This is a genomic window from Sphingobacterium sp. NGMCC 1.201703 (assembly GCF_047784615.1).
Taxonomy (GTDB): domain Bacteria; phylum Bacteroidota; class Bacteroidia; order Sphingobacteriales; family Sphingobacteriaceae; genus Sphingobacterium.
In genome coordinates this window covers 35,669-60,356 of record NZ_JBLOHD010000012.1, presented here as the reverse complement: position 1 = coordinate 60,356, position 24,688 = coordinate 35,669, and the positions used below count along the sequence as shown (strand labels likewise).

Here is a 24,688-nt window from a genome sequence, read left to right as displayed (position 1 = left end):
AGCATACATTTAAAATGAAATTAAACAGCCGTCTTTTCCACACGCTCCTTGCTTTGCTCTTTTGTTCCTCTTTATTTGCGCAGGCAGCCAAAACGCTAAATTATTTCGATCTACGGGATGTCCGATTATTACCAAGCCCCTTTTATCATGCCCAACAGCTTGATCTGCAGTATGTATTGGAGATGGAACCGGACCGTCTGCTGGCTCCATTTTTAAGGGAAGCTGGATTAGCAGTTGTCAAACCTTCCTATACCAACTGGGAAAACACAGGCTTGGATGGCCATATCGGTGGTCATTACCTTTCTGCCCTCGCGTATATGTACGCCTCCACCGCTGATCCGCGTATCAAGGAACGGCTGGATTATATGATTGTAAACCTGAAGCGCTGTCAGGATGCAAATGGAAATGGTTATATCGGTGGCGTCCCGGGCGGCAAAGCGATCTGGGAAGAGATTCAAGCCGGAAATATCCAGTCTAGCACGTTTAATTTAAATGGCAAGTGGGTACCGCTTTATAATATTCATAAGACCTATGCTGGCCTACGTGATGTCTACTTGCTTACCGGCAACCAAAGCGCCAAAAATATGCTTATTGCGATGAGCGATTGGGCCTGCAAGCTGGTTTCACAGCTCTCCGACACGCAGATACAGGATATGCTGCGCAGTGAACACGGCGGACTCAATGAAACTTTTGCGGACGTTGCGGCCATAACCCAAAATCCCAAATACCTGGAGCTTGCGCGCAGGTTCTCCCATCAGGCTATCCTGGCTCCCCTAACCCAACATCAGGATAAATTAACGGGTTTACATGCCAATACACAGATCCCGAAAGTTCTTGGTTTCGCCCGGATTGGGGAGCTGTCCAAAGATGCGGATTGGACCGGGGCAGCACGCTACTTTTGGGATAATGTTGTAATACATCGGTCCATTGCCATTGGCGGAAACAGTGTCAGTGAACATTTTAACCCAACAGACGACTTCTCAAAGATGGTTCAGAGCATCGAAGGCCCAGAGACCTGTAACACCTACAATATGCTGCGGCTCACCAAGATGCTGTACCGCACGGATCCACAGGCCAAATACATCGATTTTTACGAAAGGGCATTATACAATCATATTTTGTCCAGCCAGCATCCCGAACATGGGGGCCTTGTTTACTTTACGCAGATCCGTCCGGGACATTATCGCGTCTATTCGCAAGCACAGACGAGCATGTGGTGCTGTGTTGGATCGGGCATGGAGAACCACGCCAAGTATGGCGAAATGATATATGCCCATACAGATGATGAGCTGTACGTCAATCTCTTTGTTCCATCCAGCGTGCACTGGAAACAAAAGGGTGTCGAGATTATCCAGGAGAATAACTTTCCAAAAGAAGCCTTTACTTCGCTTACTGTTCGTTCCAAAATAAAACATGAATTTACACTTTACCTACGTAAGCCTAAGTGGCTGAAAGGTAGGCCTGAAATTTCAATAAACGGGAAAGCCTATCCCATCGTGGATTCCTCGTCGACACATGTTATTATCAAACGGGTATGGAAGCCCGGCGATCGCCTGCGCATGGAGTTGCCGATGGACATTCAGGTTGAACAGCTGCCTGATCAAAGCAACTATTACAGCATATCCTATGGCCCTGTTGTGCTCGCCGCACGTTCGGGAACAAATGATCTGACCGGATTAAAGGCCGACGATAGCCGGATGGGCCATATCGCGTCCGGAAAGCAGGTCCCCTTGCGCGAGATCCCGCTGCTAACAGCCGATCCTGAAGCCATTCCGACGCTGGTCGACCCTATCCCCGGTAAACCCCTGCATTTTACGCTAAGGGGACTTCGTCAGGGGAAAGACAGCCTCAGCATGGAACTTGAACCCTTCTACGGGATTCACGATAGCAGGTATATCCTCTATTGGCCACAGACCACGGCCGTCCAGCTTCAAGAGCTGCAGGATAAGATCGAACGGGATGAGCGCGAAAGCCTTGCCCTCAATGCCATCACGGTGGATAAAGTGATTGCCGGGGAACAGCAGCCTGAATCGGACCATTTCTTTCGCGAAGAAAATAGCCATGCGGGAAGCGTTGACGATACGCGCTGGCGTGAAACCAGCGGCTGGTTCAGTTACCAGCTAAAAAATACCGCTGCCAGCACACTCTATCTAAAATATATGACCGATACAACCCTGCGGACCAGCGAAATCTGGATCAATGGCAGCCTGGTTGAGACCCTAAAGCGCAGCGATAGTCCTGCTGCTGTTAAAACCTTGCGCATCAAGCTTCCTGAGGGGATTAGCGCATTGCCGGCAATAGAAGTAAAAATCAAGGGGACATCAAAGTCCCCCAGTCATAAAATTTTGGAAATCCGGACGCTGCGTCCGGATGAATAAGTGCGTTATTTAACGCTATAGGATACCGTGGCGGTTTTTAGCCAGGGTGATGTCAGCCGAATGGTAATCTGGTCACCCGCTTTGCCCGTTGATTGTACATACACGATCATTTTGCCTTGATGGACCCGCTGTTTATTGTCCGTATAGTCGCCCATATCCGCATTATTTCCGGCCTCCATACCCAATAAACGCGCATTCCCGGCAATTTCGCAGGTGATTTCATCTTCCGATAGAACCACGGGAATGCCCTTTTCATCGACAAGCTGCAGCATGAGCTGCAAGAGTCCACCTGCTTGAATCGATGGATCCCCCACAAGCGTCGCCTGGATGGATGCTGGCCGTTGGCTGGATTGGATCGCATGGCGGACAAGTTCTTTTCCATTGCTGTCCAGCCCGATCACTTCCAGCCTACCTGTGGCGTAAGGGATATCCCAAAAGATGATGCCTGTTTTCGCATCGTATTTTTTCTCTTCACCTACGGTCTGCCCATTCAGTGTTAACCGGGCTGCAGCACTATTGGTATAGCAAACCACGCGGATTTGCTGGCCATCCTGATAATTCCAGATCGGCCAGGCATCCATCGAGGGGCTTTCATTCTTTCGTTGCTGCTGCTGAGCTTCTGAAGCGGACCACAGGTCCGTCGTACCGGTTGCCCCGGCCAGTGGATAAGTGCCCAAATAAGCCATGGGTTTTTCTGCCCACAAAGACTGGCGAAAATATCCCCTGGGTTTGATGAAGCCAGCAAAATCAAGTAAGCCCGAATAAAAACCACGCGAAGGCCAACGGCCCGATTCGCCCAGATAGTCGATCCCCGTCCACAGGAACTGTCCAAATATATGCGCGTTGTCGCGTACAGCCAGCCATGCCGGAAGATCATGCCGATTTTCACTGCCATAGATGACACGCTTCGGATAACGCTGGTGATCTTCCTGATACCGGCTTTCCGTATAATTGTATCCCGCAATATCAAGTGCTCCAGGGTAAGCCGTTTCATTAGACATCGCTACACCCGCCAGGCCGGCTGTTACCGCCCGGCTGCGATCGTATTTTTTTACCACAGCAACGAGGCGTTTGGCAATATCCCCCAGACGCATGGCATCCGGTGCATCTTTCTTATAACCGCCATAAGAGGCCTGCGTAAAGCCACCTTCCTTTTTTTCGCCATCCAAGATCGGATGGGAATAGGGATCATTGGGGTAATCCACTTCATTGCCTATGCTCCAGGCAAATATCGATAGGTGGTTCCGGTCCCTTTGGACCAGGTCGGCCAAATCCCGTTCCCCCCATTCTTCAAAAAAATCGTAAGCGCCTTCAAAACCCGGTGTGCCGACGTTCCAGCCCTGTAACCACTTGCGCTTCGGAAATTCCCATTCGTCAAATGCTTCATTCATGACCAATAGCCCCAGTTCATCACATAAATTATAAAGTGAGGTCGCCTGGGGATTGTGGCTGGTACGCACGGCGTTAACACCAAGCGATTTCAGCGTGAGCAGGCGCCGCCGCCACAGCTCAGGATACACCTCGGCACCGAGTACACCGGCATCGTGATGCAAGCAGACGCCTTTCACTTTCATCCATTGGTTGTTTAAGGCAAAGCCTTTATCCGGATCAAAGGTAAAGGTCCTAAAACCGGTCTTTACTTCGGACTGGTCGATCTGTTTACCTTTTTGCCATACTGTCGTCCGCAAGCTGTATTGTATCGGCTGCGTTAAGTTCCATAGTTTTGGATTTGATGCTGTCAATTTCAGGTTTAGGCGTGCTTTATCGGCTGCAGCGATCGTAAGCTGCCCGGATTTTTTCTCAACAAGCCTACCTTCGGCATCGATGAGTTCCTGTTGCACGGTAACTGCGCTAGGCTGGGACGAACTGTTGACTACCGTAATTTCGGTATTGAGCAGGCCTTTCCCGCCCTTGATTTCCGGATAGGCATATACTCCCCATTGATCCAGATGCACCTGATCGGCCTTGACGAGCCAAACATCCCGGTAGATTCCGGATCCCGTGTACCAGCGCGAATCCGCGCTTTTGCTATGATCTACCCGAACTGCAATGGTATTTTCCTTTCCGAATTCAATATACGGGCTGATATCGTAGGAAAATGATACATAGCCGTTGGGCCGCTTACCGACTGATTTCCCATTGACAAAGACCTCACTGCGGTTGTAAACACCTTCAAAATAAAGAAAGATCTTCTTTCCCTGGTCTTCAGCAGGTATGGACAGCTGTTTCCGATACCAGCCTATACCGCCGGGTAAATATCCCGTTGCGCTGGCGAGGTTTGGACTCAAAGGATATTTTACGCCCCAGTCATGCGGCAGCCTGACGGATTTCCAGGCCTGCTCGTTTAGTGCAGTAGCGTTTTGTGCTGCGCCCTCAGTTTCTAACTGGAACTGCCAGTCTGTATTGATACGCTGGGCAACACCAAAACCCGGCTGGGCATAAACGGCGCTCAGCCCGGTTAAAATTGATACGGCGAGGGCCGCTATATTTTTAATTATTATATTCATGTGATGTAGTCGTTTAGGTTGATCTGATTGTTATTAATGCGTTGGAATGACAGGTAAGATGCAGCCATTCGCGTCGAAATAAAGCCGATCCATGCATACTTCGCGATGGAAACCTGCGGCATCCCCCATCCTGATCCCATTGGGATAACTGAACCGGTGATAGACAATATACCATTCGTCGGTTCCGGGCACCTGCAAGACCGAGTTATGGCCGGTACCATAGATTCCTTTTGCAGGATCTTTTTGCAAGATCAGATTGTTTTCGGGCACCTGGATTGGTCCATAGGGAGAGGTCGATGTCCCATAGCGAACCCGGTAATTCTCGCTGCGGGTATCATCTTCTGACCACAGAAAATAGTATATTCCATTGCGAAAGATCACATAGACCCCTTCGCGAAATGTTTTGTCGGGCGTCAGGACCTTTATTGTATTCTTCTTGATGGAGACCATATCGGTATTTAATTCAGCAACGGCGAGGTAACCGTTCCCCCAATATAAATAGCTTTTCCCCGAGCGGGGATCATTGAACACCGCGGGGTCGATCTCCTGTCCGCCGCTTAGGCCAGGAGGTTTGAAGTCGATCAAAGGTTTACCCGAATCCTTGAAGGGACCCGTTGGCTGGTCTGCTACTGCAACACCGATTTTCTGCGCCGCCGTAAAATAGTAATAATATTTATAGTCGCCCTTGACTTTTTTCTCGGTGATCGTTGGCGCCCATGCATGACGCGGTCCCCAGGGAACCTCTTTTTTAAGGTCCAGGATAACCCCCTCATCCTTCCAATGGATCAGATCGGCGGAAGAAAAAGTCTTAAAATAAAAACCACCCCAGCCATCAAAGCCATCGCTTGTGGGATAGATATAATATCGTTTGGTCTTGTTGGCATACAGGATGTCGGGGTCTGCATAATAACCGTCCAGAATGGGGTTCTTTTTGAACGCAAACGGTATATCCTTGGGTTTGCCCCACTTTGCCGTCAGCCGGATCAGCTCCGCCCGGGAAAGCGGTATGATGGTTCCGTGACGGGGATGAAAATCCATATCAATCTCCTGGTCGATCACTTTAAAACGATCGAGATCATCGGAAGTACAGAATTGGTATTTTCCTTTACCATATACATCATACATCAGGATATATTGGTCCGACTGGTTTCGCCTGAAAACACTTGATCCCTCCACGGCATCCTTTGTTTGCTGCTTATACCCAGGCTGTTCGATCCATTTTCCCGAAGTCAGGGAGTCCGTCATCGCAAGTTTGATCCCATTGCCGTGCCCTTCGGTTTTGTAGAAAAGGTAAAAGATTCCGTTCTTCTCGATAATATCGCCATCAATACAGGATTTGCCATTTTTAGGCATGAAGAGCACTTTTGGCTCCGTTTCAAAATCGGTAAAATCTTTATTGGCATAGGCATAATAGATGATATCCGGACCATTTCCATGCTGCATGGACCAATAGACCATATATTTCCCTGCTGCCGCATCAAAAATAGTCTGTGGCGCCCATACCCGCTTTAAATCTTCCTGTCCAGTGAACCGCTGCTGGAAATCGATGGCCTGATGCGACCAGTGCAGCAGATCCTGCGATTTTAGCAGGACCATACCGCGATTGGAATCCCAGCCTTTGCTGGAGGTCATATCGGTCAGTACCATATAGAAGGTCTTTCCATCTTCGGCCCGCAGGATATGCGGATCCCGGACACCGCCGGTTTTACTGATGCTCTTTGAATCCAGTACCGGACGGTTACCGTTCAGCGCACGGTAGGTGTAGCCATCGGTGCTAATGGCAAAACAGACCGCTTCATCCGCCACCGCATTACCCTTAAAATAAGCAAATAAATAACCGGCAAAATCCTTTTCGCTAGGCCCCTGCCTATATTCCTGCGCGTATGCCGATGCCGCAATATTCATCAATAAAAATACTATAACCGTAAATCGCATGTATAAAATAATTTAGTAAAAGGTTGCTTGATCTGACAAAGATGCGCTGGTTCCGAGAAAGGTCCCAGCGCATCGCGTAAGTCTTTTTTTAATTGTTTACCATTAATAACCTGGATTTTGTTCCAGTTGGCCGTTCGAAGACAAAATATCTGCCCGCGGTATCGGGAGCCAATAATGTTTTTCTTCAAACTTGCGGCCCGATAATGCCTCTTTTCGCGTATAGGTAAGCCCATTGCTTCCTTTTGTCACCGTGATTCCGCCGGCTGGCGCATTCTCTGTTATGTTGGCGATTTTCCATCTCCTTACATCATAAAAACGGTGTTCCTCGAAGGCCAGCTCTATCCGGCGTTCGTAGCGCAACAGTTTTCTAAACTCATCTTTCGATTTTCCAACAGGGATTTCAGGCATCTCTACAGAAGGTCTTGTCCGAACTAAATTTAAGGCCTGTCTAGCTGTCAGGCTACTACCTTTGGGTAGCACATCCGGACCATAGGCTTCATTAGCCGCCTCTGCAAAATTTAACAGGATCTCCGCATACCGAAAATAATTCCACGGCTGAAATCCCGCATTTCCCCAAGGATTTTCCAGCGGATAGGCATCATTCATAAACTTGCGCAGGTAATAACCGGTTTTCGACGTGTTCCAGTTGTCCCTTCCTTCCCTGCTATCCTGGCCGCCAGGTATAAATGTTTCAACCGCACGTCCCCTGTATATCGAACCATTGTGTAGAATTGTTGCATCAAAACGTGGATCACGGTTTACATAGGGGTTATTGGGATCGTATCCTGAAGCTGCATTTACAGTTCCGTCCTCATTAAAAGGAGCCAGACCATTTTTCATCTGATACGCATCCACCAGATTCTGGTAAGGCGTATTTCCACCCCAGCCCCCATAGCCGTTTGGTCCATTGGCAATTTCTAAATGTACATGGTTGGCATTTTTGGTATAATAACGGGCGAAAATTGTTTCCGGATTCCGGTCAGTCAAAAATAGGGACTGATACCCGCCTGTGTACAGGCTGAATTTATTTAGCGAAATCAGGTCCTGCGCTGCCTGAGCGGCGGTAGCCCAGGTACCCGCGTTATAAAGTGGGCTCGCTGCATACAGCAGCAGCCTTGATTTTAGGGCCATTGCTGCGGCCTTCGTCGCCCGGCCGGTAACCCAGCTGTTGTCATTGTTATCCAGCGGCAGTTTTTCAATCGCTTCGTCCAATTCTTTGATCACATAATCCATTCCTTCCTGAATAGACTTGCGCTCAAAAAGCCTTGCCGTACTTAAGTCATCTTTCAAACCATATACGGTATCGCCCATCAGGACAACCCGGCCAAAGTTGCGAATGAGGTCGTGATAGCGAAATGCCCTGATAAACTGTAGTTCACCTTCCAGATGCCGTTTATGTGAAGCGCTCATCTGAATAGTAGCCAGTACTTTTTTCGCGTAATTACATTCACGGATACTGCGGTAGCTGCGCGCCCAAAGCGATCCGGCGGCGCCTAAATTTTCAGGAGATAACTGCCCCCGGATAATGAGCCAGGTATTATCATCATTGGTATACATGGATTCATCCGACAGTGATGACCAAAGGGCGTATTCAAATCCACGTCCAAAGCCCGGATTAGTCCCGTCCGCTTCATTTGATATGATTTTTTCACCGATGTATCTGTTGATAATAAACGCTTCCAATACAGCTGTATCTTTCTCAATAGCTTCTGTCGATATTCTGTCTGTCGCCGTAACATCCAAGAGATTTTTGTTGCAGGCGGAGAAGATTGTCAGTCCCAAGCCCAAAGGCACAATATATTTAGTGATAGATTTCATTGCTTAAGTTCCTCTTTAGAATTTTAAATTTGCACCTACATTAATAATACGTTGCTGCGGATAAAATTGACCGCTACCGCTATTTCCTTCCGGATCATAATCCTTCACTTTTGTGAGGGTCAATAGATTAAATCCGTTGACATAAAAGCGAAGTCCTCCCAGTTTCAATCGCGATAAGACCTCATTGGGCAATGTATAGCCTATCTCGACATTTTTTAAACGTAAAAAGGAAGCATTATTCAGCCAAAAGGTGTTATTGTACAAGCCACCGCTCACCGCCGAAGAGGCACGTTCAGGTACTTTCGGATAGTTTCCATTCGGATTATTGACCTCATTGAAGCGATTGTCGGCCCAGGTACTGTAGAAGTTCCCTACTGTTCCGGATTCCGGAAGCACGTACTGGCTTACTTTAGCCTGTCCGGCAAAAAGAATGGCAACATCTAGATTTTTATAAGCGGCATTCAGGTTAAAGCCGTAGGTAATCTGGGGAATATTGCCATATTTTGTCCGTATCATATCATCTGCCGTTATCTTACCATCTTGGTTGTAGTCCTGATAAATCAAATCGCCGACCTGTGCTCCGGGAGCCTGTGGTGCCGCAGCGAGATCTGCTTGGGTACGGTTTAATCCAATGGCGTTATAGAGCAGATAGGTTCCCAGCGGTCTTGATGTCTGGCGCTGATAATCCAAGGTACCGCTGGCCTCATCAATGAAGATAATTTTACTTTTGGCAAAGGTAAAATTACCGGATACTCCCCAGCTGAAATCACCCGGTTTTTGATATGACAAGGTGCCTTCAAATCCTTCGCTATTCACCTTACCGATATTCTCCGAAGGAACCAGCGGTTTGGAGCTGTTCTCTTTGTATGGGTTGACAATACCGGAAGTCGCCGGGATGGACGCATTTCTTTCGGTCAGGATATCCGATCTCTTTTGTTGGAAATAAATGGCCTCGATCGTAAAATTCTTGAGAAATTGTGCATTTAATCCTACATCAAGCTTCTTGGACACCTCCCAGGTAATCGCCGGATTTGCCAGTTTTGCCAATTTAACATTGGGTTGTATCTGGCTTTTGTCATTTAGCAGCGCGACCATACCATTTCCTACCAAGGTATAGTTATCGTAGAATTGGAATCCGTCGACGTTATCGTTTCCAAGGGTACCGTATGAGGCGCGAAGTTTTAGGTCATCTAAAAATCCGATCTTGTCCGCAAACCAGTCTTCTTTGCTGATACGCCAGCCGGCCGATATGGAAGGGAAATAGCCCCATCGCTTGCCTGGGGGGAAAATCGAAGAACCATCTGCCCGGAGCTGCCCTTCAAACAGGTATTTTTCATTATAATTGTACGCTATCCGGCTAATGATACTCTGTCTCGTATAATTGGAACTATAACCTGAATTGAGATAATCTGTTGCAGCGGATCCGCCTTGTGATAATTCAGGCAGCTGGTTGGAGAGATAATTAAACCGCTGCGCGTCAAAATATTCCAAATGCCTTTTACTTTGCTCATAGCCCACAAAAGCATTGATCGCGTGGGCACCAAAGCTACGCTCAAAATTCAGCTTTATATTGCTTGTAATCAAGGATTCATTGGTATGTGATTCGGTCAATGTGGCCTTATTGTTATTTCCGCCCACAATAGATTCTTCGTAAGTGTTTTTTGCCGGGTCATATGCATTCAGCACGTAGGGCACACTGAAGTTTTTGCTAAAATTTGCGGATTTGTCCACCGAAAGAAAACCATCTACGGATAGGCCCTGTACCCAAGGAAGCTGATAGCTTGCTTTGAGTATGCCGTTGAACACCTGTTTGGGATTATCCACAGCACCACCGATATCTGTGGCCATTAAGACCGGATTGGATCCCTCAATACCCCGCGTCGGCAAGCCATTGGGATAATATGCGCTTACCGTAGGATAAGCTCTATAGATGGAACGAAAAATATCGCCGGCAGATGCGATCGGGAATTTACGGTCTTCCTGTCTTCCCGAAAGAGCCAGTCCGACCTTAAAGCCATCGGTTACATTGGCTTCAAGATTTGTTCTGAAATTATACTGCTTGTATTTGGTGACGCCCTTTTTGTATAAGCCATCCTGGTAGACTGAACCCAAAGACATAAAATATCGCACATCCTCGGTTCCGCCGGCCACAGACAGATTGTGCTGGCTTTGTATGGCTGCTTTTTTCAGGGTGGCATCTGCCCAATCGGTATTGGGGTATAAAAGTGGATCAGATCCGTCCCTGAATTTTTGAATCTGTTCGGCTGAATAAATCTGGTTCATTCCGCCCGAAGAACTATTTCCATAGGCGATTTCATTTCTTAAAATGGCATACGTTGCGGCATCAGCCATTTTAGGCAAGCGCGTCGGTGAACTGACGCCGAGATTGCCGCTATAGGTGATCGAAGGTTTACCGCTTTTTCCACGTTTGGTCGTGACTAAAATAACCCCATTTGCGGCCCTATTCCCGTAGATTGCCGCTGAAGCATCTTTCAGCACCGAAATACTTTCAATATCGTTCGGATCCAGACGCTCCAGTCCGCCTATTTGTCCGGGTACTCCATCGACGACAACCAATACATCATTACTTCCTGTCGTTGCCTGTCCCCGCACCGTAATCGACGAACCGTCATAACCGGGTTCACCGCTCCGGTTGTTGATTACCACGCCAGAAAATCGTCCGGCGAGGGAATTGGATAAATTAGGCTGCGGGCTTTTCACGATATCTTTGCCCTTCACTTCGGAAATAGAGCCCGTTAAGGTCGCCTTTTTTTGTGTGCCATACCCCACCACCACGACATCTTCCAGCACACGGTCATCTTTTTCAAGCCGGATTGTCAGGTTCGTGGTTTCGTTCAAGGGGACTCTGTAGGTCTTGTAGCCAACGAAGGAGACTACAAGCACGCCTTTAGCGGCATTCAGTTCAAATTTCCCCGATTTGTCTGTTGAAGTCCCCTTCGCCCCGCCTTCCATAATCACAGTTGCACCCGCGATAGGCTCGTTGGCCATATTCAGGACCTGTCCCGAAATTTTCCCCTGGGCGTATAACAATGTTGGCGCAACGCTCAACACCGTATACAAAGAAACAATTTTTAGGTTGTTCATAAATTTCTATACGAATTAAACAGTAAATAATACAATCTGGCCAGAATAGACAGTGAAGATGATAAGCGATGGTTTACATAGGTTACATCAGATGCATTGCTACTTCCTGCGAGATTTATAATTGATTATATGGTCAAACTTAGGGGATTTTAAAGCTCCAGACCGTATACAAATCCGTCAAATACCATATAGTTTTCGGTCAAAAAATGGCTTTTCAGCAAAAATCACCGTGTTTTTCGGCTCATGCCCCCATCTAGTAGCCCGGATCGGGATCGCTTGTACTGTGGAGGTCCTACAGGATATTAGCCCGTGATTAACATCCCTTCGCTCCGGACTTTTGATATTCCGAAGGAAGCTGTCCAAACTCTTCCTTAAAGCATTGCCGAAAGTAAATAGCGCTATTGATTCCGACCATAAAAGAAACTTCGGTCACGTTGTATGTTCCCGAACGCAACAGCTCGGCGGCTTTGTGTATCCGTATTTTACGCACAAGCTGATTGATGTTCTTTCCGGTGATCCCTTTCAGTTTGCGATATAAGGTCGATTGGCTCATATTCATTTTTTCTGCCAGGGTAGCAGCATCCAATACCTCGTCCTGCATATGCTGTTCGACGATTGCCATAAAATCCTGAACAAATGCATTTTCACGCCACAACTCATCCTTTTCGGCTTGCCGGTTTTCTACAAAATCCGTTGGCTGATCCAATTTGATTTTCTGCAAAATCGCCTTGTTCATGACTTTCTGTTTGCGCAACAGGTTATCAATACGTTTGAGCAATAGGGCTGCGCCGATCGGTTTTGTGAGGTACGAATCGACTCCGAGCTCATAACCCCGCTGCCTGTCCAGGTCCGTATCCTTCGCCGTCAACAGGATTAATGGGATATGGCTTGTTGAGCGTTCCGCCTTTAATTTTTCGGCCAGCAGAAAACCATCCATATCGGGCATCATAATGTCGCTTATCAGCAGGTCGGGGATTCTATTTTGTGCAATTTCCAATCCAACTACGCCATTTTCGGCCAGCAAAACTTCGTAATTTGCGGATAAGGTATCGCCCAGATAGGTGCGTAAATCCGGATCATCTTCCACCAACAGGATCAATGGACGGCTGACCTCCATCGCGATATCATCAGATTCCGCGATCGATTCCACTATGTTCGGGCTATCGACGCCGACTTTGTTCGCTAAAAAGCGGACCGATACCGTCGTTCCCGCCCCTTCCAGGCTTTTCATCTCGATCTTACCCTGATGGATAGCCGTCAATTCTTTGACCAGGGCCAGGCCTATGCCCGTTCCTTGGATTCCCCGGCCCGGAACCTGATAGAACTTATCGAAAATCCGATCCATTTGATCCGCAGGGATCCCGCGTCCCGTGTCTTCAATGGATAATACAGCCCAATGGCTTAAATTTGATTGTTCGTACCTGAGGCTCAGCCTGATATGCCCCGAATCCGTATACTTATAGGCGTTGGAAAACAAATTATCTACAATCAACTGTATAATCTCAGCATCAAATAAGGTACGATAATCCGTTTGGGGCAAATCCGCGCATATCTCAACATCTGGTTTGTTATTTAGGGTCCGATACTTATCCACGATATCGGTGAGCATGTCACTCAAGGTCCCCGCTTCAAGTACAAGCGGTTTAAACTGCGATTCGACCTTCCTGAACTCCAGAAGCTGGTTGACCAATGTAAAAAGCCGATTGGCACTTTTTTGAACCGTATGAACCAATCCTTTGTTTTTGGGAGACAATTGCTCATCGTGGGACAAATCGTCGAGCGGCCCTAATATAAGTGTTAAAGGCGTGCGCAGTTCATGCGTGATGTGCGTATAGAAATTCATGCGCTCGCTATGCAACTGTTCATCCTGCAGGTGCTGGCGCTCTTTGAGCCGCAGTTCGGACTCGGCCTTTATTCTTTTGATGTAAAAGAAAATAAGGGCATAAATGACCAGCAAAAAGATCAGAAAATAAACAACTTTTGCGGGCAGGCTCAGATAAAAGGGCGGTTTGATCTTAATCAGTAAACGTTGGAATGACTGGGACCATTCCCCATTTTTCATGCGTGTGCGAATCAACAGTTCATGATCGCCATAGGGAACATTGCGAAAATCAAGATTCGTTTCGTTGCCCAGAAAAATCCAGTCGTTATTCAGTCCCTGAAGCCGGTATCCAAACTCGACCAAACCATCCAGCGCATAATCCATGACCGCAAGCTCGATACGAAAGCTATTCTCGTTGTGATCAAGCCTGATCTCATCGGATGATGTAAGGTATTTGTCTTCCTGAGCATTCGATTCACCGGAACGGAATACAATAAAGCGGCTTAACCGGATCGGAGATTTGGGCAGTTTTGAGGGGATTTCATTCGGGTCAAAATAACATATGCCGTCCTGCATTCCAAAATAGAGCTGTCCTGCCAGATCCCGCCCCACACTTCCGTTTATAAAACCGCCCAGTGGGAGGCCGAATGACTGATCGTATTGCAAAAATCGTTTTTCTTTCGGTAAAAAGCGTAGCATTCCCGATTTGGTCGAACACCAGATATGCCCATTTTGATCTTCCGAAAGGCCATTGACAAATAGCCAGGCGTCATCTCCCGGAGGCATTAAAACTGTTAATTCACCAATTCTGCGTTGCGCTTCCTGCAAAGCTATTCCCTGATTGGTCGCAATCCAGATATTCTTATTTTTATCGCGTAGCAAATGATTGATGGTATTGTTGCGCAATCCATTGCCGCTATCCATTTTCCGGATCAGCTGTCGATTAACATTATACACGTAGAGCCCCTGCCCATAGGTTCCCACCCAGATATTATCCTGCCCGTCCTCGACAAGCGCCCGAGGCGCATAGTCGCCCAGCATCGGATCGTTGATCAGTAATTTCTGTACGCTACGATTGAGCGGGTCATAGATAAACAGGCCTTGGTATGCAGCAATCCAGATGGCACCACGGCGATCTTCATAGATCGCGCGAACCTCCGATACGGGTTCACCCAGATCTATCGTATGCCATGTGGTGGATCCGGCATAGCAGACTGCAACACCACCTTTGCGTAAACCTAACCAGACATGCTGGTTATGATCCTTGAATGAAGCCAATATAAAATCATCAGGACTACCGTTCTTTTGCGTGATCCATTTGCGTAACCTGCCATTTGTGCCCATTTCTACGATTCCGGAGCCTTCGGTCGTCAGCCAGACGGCCCCTGTATTCCGAACGATAATATTACTCACGGTTGCCAGCTGATCCGGCAATACAGCTCCTGTCGGGAAAACATTAAAAAAAGGTTTGATATGGCTGATCACCCCCACACCACCGCCATATACTGCGAGCCAGACATTCCCAAATTTGTCGGGTGTGATATGCTGAACCATGGCATTATTTCCCTTCCCCAGGTCAAGAAGCTGTATTTGCCGGACTCCTTCGACCCTTTTGTCATATCCATAATCCGGCTGTAAGACAAAAAGCTGGGATGATTCTGCGCCTATCCAAAGTTTACCCCCAATTTCTTTAATGGCATAAATAAAGGGTTCATTTCCATTTTTAGACGAGCTAGCCAAAGAGATATGCTTTAGCTGACCAGTTGCGCTATGATAGACGGCAAGCCCTTTCCGGGTGCCGATCCAGATATTCCCATAGGGATCACAAAACAAAACTTTAACCTCGTTGTCAGGCAATTCAGCTCCGGAATTTTGGTAAGTCAACTGTTTTAAAGATCGGCGTACCGGATCCAGGATCGTCAAGCCTTCTTTGACATGGCCCACATAGAGCATTCCTTTCCCGTCTTCGGCCAAAGACCATATACTGTTTTCCGGGAAACCCGGTAAATTACTTTTATTGAAGTGCTGAAATTCTTTGCTGAGCGGATCGAAATGCTGAATCCCCTGATGATAAGTCGCCAGCCATAGACCACCATCCCGGGCACGGATCATATCCGTAATATCATTTGTAGCAATGGATTTTGGATCAGCCGGATCATGCACATAATAGCTGAATTTATTTGTCTTTAAATCAAGGACATTCAGGCCATCCGCGCGTGTGCCGATATATAGCTTATTATCGGCATGTAGCAGCGTATTGATCTCGTTGCTATTGACGGTGTTCCCATCTTTCTTTTTAGAAGCATAGTAAGGCTTAAATGACTTGCCTGCAAATCGGTTTAACCCAAGTTCTGTCGCAACCCACATGAAGCCCTCGTCGTCATGTACAATATCCAGCACCTGCTGATTTGTGAGGCCTTCGCGCAACGAAAAAAAACGAGCCCGATCCACCTGTCCAGCTATGGTTAGGCATTGCCCTATTAAGATGAGAACTAGCAACAATTTCTTCATGGGACGACAAAAAAAAGCAAAAAAAGAGAAATAAAAAACTATTTTCCGTACAATACAAGCCCAGCACCCGACTGTAAGGTCAGTCTGAGAGTTTTCTCGCGGCTGAGGCGGATCGTTTTCTGCTCCGACCCGCGCAATTTATTGTCGCTGATGCATTGCACAAGGTTCTGAGAAAGCATGGGCAGCGCCACCTCAATTGTTTTTTCCTTTTCTTCGGCATTTATTGCAGCAATATACCATTGCTCATTTTTCCGCCGCGCCAGCACCACATACTTGCCGGGATAACCGTCGACAAACAAGGTCTCGTCCCAAACGGTTGGCACCTGCTTCATGAAGTCGATGACATGCGCGGGCATCTCCAGTAGATTGTTGGGTGTGATCCCAAAATTCTGTACGGGAGTCTGAAACAATACCGCCGTCGCCAGCTGAAATGTTTCCGTTGTCTTACGGGTCGTGCCCCCATTATTTTCACGATTATGCCGTTTGTTGAGCAGCACAGGACCAAAATCCATGGCGCCGACAGCATTCCGTATAAAGGGATGCAATGTGGCATTGAAGGCTTCGTTATTATTGGCCTCCTGTGTAAAAATCAGGTTCTCGGATGCCAATACCGCTTCACTTCCCACGAAGTTGGGATACATGCGTTCCCAGCCACGGGGCAAGGTACATCCATGAAAGATCACGGTCAGTCCATAGGCATTTGCATCCGCAAGAATATCTTCATACAGCTGCAATGTTTGCTGTTTGTCTCCGCCAAAAAAATCCACTTTGATGCCTTTGATTCCAATGGACTGCATCCAGGCCATTTCTTTTTTGCGTGCAATGGCCGTATTCATCCGGTTTTTAGGCGTCTGTGGTGCGTCATTCCAGTAGCCGTTGGAGTTGTACCAAAGGCAGAGCCCCACCCCTTTCTCGCGGCCATAGGCCACGAGCTCCTCGATTTTACGGTGCCCGATCTGCTTGTCCCACCAGTTGTCCACCAGAACAAATTCGTAACCCAAGGCAGCAGATAGGTCAATAAATTTCTGCTGATCTTCGAAATTGATACTGGCGTCCTGCCACTCCAGCCAGCTCCAGGTAGCGCGACCAAAGGTATAGGGCTTAGTTGCGGCGTATTGCGGTTTGACCAGATCGAAGGGAACGGTGGTTTCCACAATAGGTTTTAACGTACTGCCCACCGTGATTGTGCGCCAGGGCGTAAAACCCGGTAGCGCCAGCGTCGGAGCCGCATCGCCCATGCCGTTGTTTTCGCCTTTTTCAGGAAATGCAATTTTATAAAAACCCGATTTTGTGCCCTCGCTGAGCTTAGCCCCGCAGTAGCTTCCATTCACTCCCGTTTCCGAAAGCAGCACCCAGCCCCGGGTGCCGACATGAAACAGCGCCGGAAAAGTGTAACCCACACCGTATTGCGAAGCTACGCCTATCGCCTGATCCGGTACATAGCTTTCTTCATAGCTCGGTTTTGTTTTCTTCCAGCCGATCATAGCTGTAGCCTGCGGACTGAGAAAGGTGCTGGTTGAGGCCGGAAATTTAAAGCCGCTCATTTCCTCCTCGACCCGAAAATTTGCCGGTTCGCTGACCTGCGGAATAGCATAGCGAAAAGCAATGTCATTATTGCTGACCCTAAAGATCACCACAAGCCGCTGTTTTAAGTCATTCTCCAAGGTACACTGCAGTTCATTTGCCTGATAATGTACCAGCCGGCGTTTGATTTTAGGTTCCTCATATTTTTGGTCGATTGTCCGGCTGCCCGAGGCAATTAAATGCAGATTACGGGCAAGATCTACCTTGTCGCCCCGCAAGCCCAAAGGCGACAGTTCTAACATTTCCTGTCCAGCCAGGTTCACGCGATAATAAAGCCTGCCCTTGTCTAAGGATAAGTTTACCACCAGTTTTCCGTCCGGTCCGGCTACACGGAGTTCCTGTGCACGCAAGCCTGAAAACAGCAGCATGAAGAACGCGCCAAGGGCGATCCGTTTTTTTAGGGTCAATAAATACATCTTATGTTTCATACACATTATTCATCCATTTCATTAAAAGGACCTTCACTAAGCACTATTTCGTTTGCAGTTTAATCAGCGTAAAGGAATAGGGCGCGAGACTGTCTGTCAGTGTCTTGCCCTTAAACCGGAGATCCGTCTGCTTTGGCTGTATATTCAGTGGTTCTTCAATGCTGTTGCTGACATTCAGGTCTTTGCTCGCCAGCGTGATTTTCTGGGCAATAGACGAAAATTTCCTGTCGGTCGCGATGGCGAAACGCATCGGCATCGGCTTGCTGTTGTAATTGACGATTTTGATCAGCAGTTCCTTCGTATGCTGATCGTATACCGCCGAAGCATACAGGCTATCCCTTCCGGCAACCGGCTGCCCCGCCCTATTGACTGGAATAATATCCGAACCTTTGTGGGTGGAATATAATTTCTGCACCTGATAGCTCGGCGTTCCATACACCCGGAGATTGTCCACCCAGATCAGATCCGGCGACCATTGCCAACCATCCACATGTCCAAATAAGGGTGCGTAAGAGGCCATCTCGACCACATCCGCATTGCGCTCAAGTCCGGTCATAAATGCCGCTTCGGAAAGCGCTGCCTCCCAGGTGCTTTTTCCGGGACCATTAGGCCTTGTGGTATGCGAAGCATATTCACCCGCAAAAATTTTCGGCCCTTTGCGATCATAATTGTCGTAGCGGCTGGCGCTGGACAGGAACCAGGATGGCGGCCGGTAGTAATGTTCATCGATGATGTCTATATGCATCGCCCGCAGCCTCTCGTCCAAAAATTCAAAACGCTCCCCTTCGGGATCCGTTCCCGAACTGGCGATAATGGCGATTTCAGGGTGTTTTTCACGCAAAGCCTTTGTGAATACCGCCAAACGCTCAATATATTGCGGCCCCCAGTTTTCGTTGCCTACACCGATCATCTTGAGGTTGAAGGGCTGCGGGTGCCCCATTTCCGCACGTAGTTTACCCCATTTGGTGCTTACCGCTCCATTCGCAAACTCAATCAGATCCAAGGCATCCTGGACATAGTCATCCAGCTGGTCCATCGGCACCAGTTCCCCGCTGTTGAACTGGCAGGCCATGCCACAATTGAGGATCGGAACCGGGGCCGCACCAATATCTTCCGCCAATAAGAAATACTCATAAAATCCCAGTCCGAATGTCTGGAAATAATCCGGCGTCAAGCGGTGGCTAAATTCCGTGTTCCAGCGGTTGATGATCAGTTCGCGTTCGTCAATCGGGCCCACGGTTTTTTTCCATTGAAACCTGTTGGCCAGATCCCGGCCTTCGACAATACAGCCACCCGGGAAGCGAATAAAGCCAGGCTTCATATCTGCCAGCATCTGCACCATATCTTTACGCAGTCCTTTCGGCCTTCCTTTCCAGGTATCCAGCGGAAATAGCGATAACATATCCACATCCAATATCCCTGCGCCTGTAAACCATACCTTTAGCTTTGCCTTGCCCGTTGTGGCCGTAGCCTGTAACCGCAGTGCAGTCTCTGTCCAGGTAGCTGTGGCCGGCAAGGCTTTTTGTGCTTCAGCGATCACGCGCTCTCCTTCGTCCAGCAAGGCCACATGCACTTGTATGCCCGGCGCATTACTTCGATGCTGCAGGCTAAATTCGTAGGTGGCATCCGCTTTGATGCCCATGCCCCGAAAGCCTTCATTCTGTAAACCCAGCTTGCTGTCCGCATTATTCGTTAATCGCACATAGCGCTTATTGCCTTTGCGCTGCGCATCATTGAGCAAGAGGTAAGCTCCTTCGCCCGAGGTATGTTCCAGTTTTTTCCAGCCCATCCAGGGGTTGTCAAATTCAAAGGATCTATTTTTGACCAGTTCGGCATAGATCCCACCGTCCGCTCCAAGGTTGATATCTTCAAAAAACACGCCCCACATATGCGGTGATATCTTCCCTTTGGGTTTATCCAGCTGTATAACCAATTCAACCGGCAGCTGTGCTGCTGCCGATGCTGCCAGTCCCGTTGCCAGCAGTAACATTGAAATCTTTTTTTTCATCCATCCAGATTGCTCCATTGCCATATTAATTAAGTTCCAATACAATGACTGAAAATGCCGGGACCTCGATATCCAAAAGACCATTTTGAACCTTCGCCTTGTTGTAGGCTACAGGCACGATTTTCTTCGGCATTTTAAACGAGTTGTAATCCTGCAGCTTGTCCGCCCGCAGGATTCTTCCGGAGACATTCGAAGCTTTCAGTCCGCCCAGGTCCACACGAATACGGTTTGTTTTTTTAGGGTCAATATTCACGAGGGAAATATGGGTGCGTCCCTTTGCGTCCTGCGAAGCCGAAGCCGATACCGCCGGAAGTTTTTCGCCGTTGAATTCAAAATCTGCCGACTGCAGCGTAATCGGGATCAGTTTCGCATCCTGATGCACCTTATACATCTCCATGACGTGATAGGTCGGCGTCAGGATCATGCTTTTACCCGATGTCAGGATCACGGCCTGCAGCACGTTGATCGCCTGTGCCAGATTCGCCATTTTGACACGGCGGGCATTATTGTTGAAGATATTCAGCGTCATTCCCGCAATCATGGCATCACGCATGGTATTTTGTTGGTACAGAAAGCCCGGGTTTGTGCCCGGCTCCACATCATACCAGCCGCCCCATTCATCCACGATCAGATCAATATTTCCTTTGGGGTCATATTTGTCCATGATCGCGATATTCTTTTCCACCAGTTCATTCATAAACCAGGCCGACTTCATCGTTTTAAAATACTCCGATTCCGAAAAATCCGTTGCCGAGCCTTTTTTGTCCCAATTGATTACCGCATAATGATGCAGGCCCATTCCCTTCATCAGGCTGCCGGGAATATTTTTGAGCAGCGTCTCCGTCCAGTTATAATCCGCACTGTTGGCCCCCGAAGCAATCCGGTACAAACCAGCGCCATTGGTCCAGTCCGACATAAAGGTGGCATACTTGCGGTAGATATCCGTATAGTAATCTACGGTCATATTGCCGCCGCAGCCCCAGGATTCATTTCCGACGCCCCAGAATTTTACCTTCCAGGGTTCCTGGCGCCCATTTTTGCGCCTCAGGTCCGACATCGGACTTTTGCCGGCAAAATTTACATATTGCACCCAGTCGGCCAGCTCCTGCACCTCACCGCTGCCCACATTTCCGGCCAGATACGGCTCAGCGCCCAGCAGTTCGCACATATTCAGAAAATCATGTGTGCCAAAAGAATTATCCTCGGTCACGCCACCCCACCAATTGTTCACCATGCTGGGACGTTGCGCCTTGGGACCGATGCCATCCTTCCAATGGTAGGTATCCGCAAAGCAGCCACCCGGCCAGCGCAGGTTGGGGATATTCAGGTTCTTGAGCGCTTCGATCACATCTGTCCGCACGCCATTGGCATGCGGAATCGAATCGTTCTTTTCCCCCACATAAAATCCATCGTAAATACAGCGGCCCAGGTGTTCGGCAAAATGGCCGTAAATATGTTTGCTGATCGTGATATCCTGTGCCGAAGGTTCCAGCTTTAGGCTGCTCTGTCCCAGGCTTACTCCACTGATCAGCATAAAGGCAATTCCAAGTTTTAAATTAAGTTTCATGATAAAGCGAATTATTTTACCGTAAAGCGATATGTTGTTTTCGAACTATATTTTTCACCCGGTTTCAATACCGTGGATGCGAAATTGGGCTTATTGGGTGCATCCGGAAAATGCTGCGTTTCGAGGCAGAACGCCGAGCGGAAAGGATAGCTTTTTCCGCCTTTCCCCTTGGGATCATCCGCAGTCATAAAATTGCCGCTGTAAAACTGGAGCCCGGGTTCGGTCGTAAAGACCTCCATCTGGATCCCCGTTTTAGGCGCATATACACGGGCGACTTTCTTAAAACCCGCTTTCTTGTCGAGCTCAAAATTATGGTCATAGCCTTTGCCGATCTTCAACTGAGGGTCTTCATCTTCAATATGCGCACCCACGAGCCGTGGTTTGGTAAAATCAAATGCCGTACCCGACACCGGCAGGCTTTTTCCTGTCGGGATCAGCGCATTGTCCACTTCCGTGATCGCTTTGGCATCGATCTGAAGCTCATGATCCAATATCGAAGGGTCACCCGCACCATTGAGGTTAAAATAAGCGTGATTGGTCAGGTTTAAAACAGTCTCTTTGTCCGTCGTGGCCTGATAGGCAATGTCCAGACCACCATTTTCTTCCAGTGTATAAGTGACCTGCATCTTGACCGTTCCCGGATATCCAGCCTCCTGATCCGGAGAGGTATAGGCCAGGGTAATTGAAGTATCGCTATTGCTGACCAGATCCCAAACCTTGTTGTATACCCCATTGGTACCACCGTGAAGTGAATTCTCGCCATCGTTTTTTTCCAGCGCATAGGATTTACCGTTCAGTGTAAAGGAAGCGTTGCCGATCCGGTTACCATAACGTCCGACTATTGCGCCGTAAAAATTATCCGCATTGTCCTTATATTCTTTAGCCGAATCGTAACCCAAAATTACATCGGTCATTTTTCCATTCTTTTCGGGAACGCTCAGGCTCACCAGCCGGGCACCATAATTGGTTAGCGTCAGGGCAAGTTTATTGTTCTTCAGGTGGAATAAACGGACGTCCTTTCCATCAATCCGGTTATCAAAAGCTGCACTTGAGGCCGTATCCTGCCCAGCCGGCTGCGGGCTGTTTTTTGTTGTATTAGACTGGCAACCGCAAGTCAATAAAGTGCAGGCCAGCAAGCTTATAATCAGTTTATCTTTCATCTTTGTTTAAGTTTATAGTCCACCTTCCGATGGATTTCTCCCGGCTTAACCGGGAGAGCTTGTATACAAATTTATCATTGCGCGGCAAGATGTCCTATTCTACCAAAAACGCACATAAATTGCGGTTACCATTAATAGCGTGACCACGATCAGCGCCAGTACGGAAGGTTCCACTTTAAACATGGCGCGGTCCAGGACAAATGCTTTTGGATTGATTTTTGGCCCGAATAGACTGACGCCGATCATGGCCAGCATGGTAAAGGCAAATGCCAAGCCCATGCAGATCTGGAAAGGGATCTCGTAAACGCCCGCTTTATTCGGATACGCCGTATAAAGCCATGTTTCCGGGCCAAAGACCTTGGTCGCGAACTCATTAAAAAATACCGACAGCGCGAAACCCGAAATCAGGCCTGTGATTGCCGCCGCACCGGTTGTTCTTTTCCAGAACATGCCCAATAAAAACATCGCAAAAACACCGGGACTGATAAAACCCGTGTACTTTTGGATAAATGTAAATCCACCGGCCCCACCGATCCCAAGGCTGTCATTCCAGGTAAACAATACCGAAAGTAAAATCGACACCACGATCGTAATTTTGCCCACCCAGACCATCTTTGTTTCGCTGGCCCCCTTATGGATGTATTTCCGATAGATGTCCAGCGTAAAGATCGTTGCGATGCTGTTTGCTTTCCCAGCCAGTCCCGCCACAATTGCAGCAGTAAGTGCCGCCAGCGCGAGCCCTTTCATGCCATTGGGCAGGTAACCCAAGATCGCTGAATAGGCATTATCCGCATGGAATACACCCCCGGGAGCCATTTCCTGCTGTAAGGCCCCATTTTTATATAGGACATACGCCGCGATCCCCGGCAGCATCACAATAATGGGCATAAATAGCTTGAGAAAACCCGCGAAAAGGATCCCCGTGCGTGCCGTCTTGAGGTCGGCACCCAATGCCCGCTGCGTGATATACTGGTTGCAGCCCCAGTAATTGAGGTTGACGATCCATATCCCCGCCAGGTACATGCCGATTCCCGGCAGCATCAGGTATTTATTGATTTCCTCCTGACTGGCCCCGGCCGCAGGTTTCTCGACAAATAAGTTGAAATGCTCGGGCGCATTCTCCATGAGCTTGTTAAATCCGGCAAGGACATCCCTGCCCAGTCCAAAATGCTCGCTCACCAAGGTCAGCGCCACATAGGTCGTGGCGATCCCGCCCACAATCAGTACAACCACCTGGATGACATCCGTAAAACCGATCACGCGCATTCCGCCGAGTGTAATAATGACCGCAAATACGGCAAGGGCCACGGTGATGGTATGGAAACTATCCCCACCGCCGGCCATGCTCGAAATGGCGATGGCGCCCAGATATAAAATCGAAGTCAGGTTGACGAACACATATAAAAACAGCCAGAAAATAGCCATGATCAAGCTGGTCGTCTCATTGTACCGATTATTTAAGAACTGCGGCATCGTGAAGATCTTGTTTTTCAGGTAAACCGGTATAAACCATACCGCGACAATAATGAGGGCGACCGCAGCAATCAGTTCGTAGGCCGCAACCGCAATGCCCACTTCAAAACCATTACCGCTCATGCCGATAAACTGTTCTGCCGAAATATTCGATGCGATCAATGAAGAGCCGATGGCCCACCAGGTCAATGAACCTTCGGCCAAAAAATAATCCTTGCTGCTACTTAAGCTGCTGGTTTTTTGACGATAAATATAATAGCCGTATCCCGCCACAATGAAGAAGTAAACCACGAAGATCACGTAGTCCACCATTGCAAATTTTTCCATATTTTCCCTAATTGGTTATTTTATCAAGTGACCTTCGAATTTCTGAATAGCATCCGAAGGTCAGC

Annotated in this window: 11 protein-coding genes; 1 reads left to right on the top strand and 10 read right to left on the bottom strand. The window is 48.2% G+C overall.

The genetic code is table 11. The features are described 5' to 3' along the window. Window positions 1-14: 14 nt before the first annotated feature. Complete coding sequence (locus ACK8HY_RS21875; RefSeq protein ID WP_077433651.1) at window positions 15-2,378, top strand: glycoside hydrolase family 127 protein; 2,364 nt, start codon at window positions 15-17, stop codon at window positions 2,376-2,378. A gap of 5 nt (window positions 2,379-2,383) precedes the next feature. Here the strand turns inward: ACK8HY_RS21875 and ACK8HY_RS21870 are convergent, their stop codons facing one another. From ACK8HY_RS21870 to ACK8HY_RS21825, 10 genes are all read right to left on the bottom strand, one after another. Beyond that, window positions 2,384-4,885, bottom strand: a complete 2,502-nt coding sequence (locus ACK8HY_RS21870) for a sugar-binding domain-containing protein (protein WP_416134817.1) — start codon at window positions 4,883-4,885, stop codon at window positions 2,384-2,386. A 33-nt stretch (window positions 4,886-4,918) separates the two neighbouring features. Beyond that, window positions 4,919-6,820, bottom strand: coding sequence for a family 43 glycosylhydrolase (locus ACK8HY_RS21865; protein WP_416134816.1), 1,902 nt, complete (start codon window positions 6,818-6,820; stop codon window positions 4,919-4,921). 102 nt (window positions 6,821-6,922) lie between these two features. Continuing rightward, entirely contained in the window at window positions 6,923-8,638 is a 1,716-nt protein-coding gene (locus ACK8HY_RS21860; protein WP_416134815.1) for a RagB/SusD family nutrient uptake outer membrane protein, read from the bottom strand. Window positions 8,639-8,653: 15 nt separating this feature from the next. Then, the gene (locus ACK8HY_RS21855) at window positions 8,654-11,743 is read right to left on the bottom strand and encodes a SusC/RagA family TonB-linked outer membrane protein (RefSeq protein ID WP_416134814.1); all 3,090 of its coding nucleotides are present in this window, start codon (window positions 11,741-11,743) and stop codon (window positions 8,654-8,656) included. A gap of 313 nt (window positions 11,744-12,056) precedes the next feature. After that, complete coding sequence (locus tag ACK8HY_RS21850; protein WP_416134813.1) at window positions 12,057-16,076, bottom strand: two-component regulator propeller domain-containing protein; 4,020 nt, start codon at window positions 16,074-16,076, stop codon at window positions 12,057-12,059. Window positions 16,077-16,114: 38 nt separating this feature from the next. Then, a complete protein-coding gene (locus ACK8HY_RS21845) occupies window positions 16,115-18,088 on the bottom strand; it encodes a glycoside hydrolase family 97 catalytic domain-containing protein (protein WP_416134812.1) in 1,974 nt (657 codons plus the stop codon). Between the two features lie 43 nt (window positions 18,089-18,131). Next, window positions 18,132-20,096, bottom strand: a complete 1,965-nt coding sequence (locus ACK8HY_RS21840) for an alpha-L-arabinofuranosidase C-terminal domain-containing protein (RefSeq protein ID WP_416134811.1) — start codon at window positions 20,094-20,096, stop codon at window positions 18,132-18,134. Between the two features lie 25 nt (window positions 20,097-20,121). After that, a complete protein-coding gene (locus ACK8HY_RS21835) occupies window positions 20,122-21,663 on the bottom strand; it encodes an alpha-N-arabinofuranosidase (protein ID WP_416134810.1) in 1,542 nt (513 codons plus the stop codon). An 11-nt stretch (window positions 21,664-21,674) separates the two neighbouring features. Next, a complete protein-coding gene (locus tag ACK8HY_RS21830) occupies window positions 21,675-22,823 on the bottom strand; it encodes an aldose epimerase family protein (RefSeq protein ID WP_416134809.1) in 1,149 nt (382 codons plus the stop codon). A 99-nt stretch (window positions 22,824-22,922) separates the two neighbouring features. Next, window positions 22,923-24,623 (bottom strand): sodium:solute symporter family transporter, encoded by a 1,701-nt coding sequence (locus ACK8HY_RS21825; RefSeq protein WP_416134808.1) that lies wholly within the window; start codon window positions 24,621-24,623, stop codon window positions 22,923-22,925. Between the last annotated feature and the right edge of the window lie 65 nt (window positions 24,624-24,688).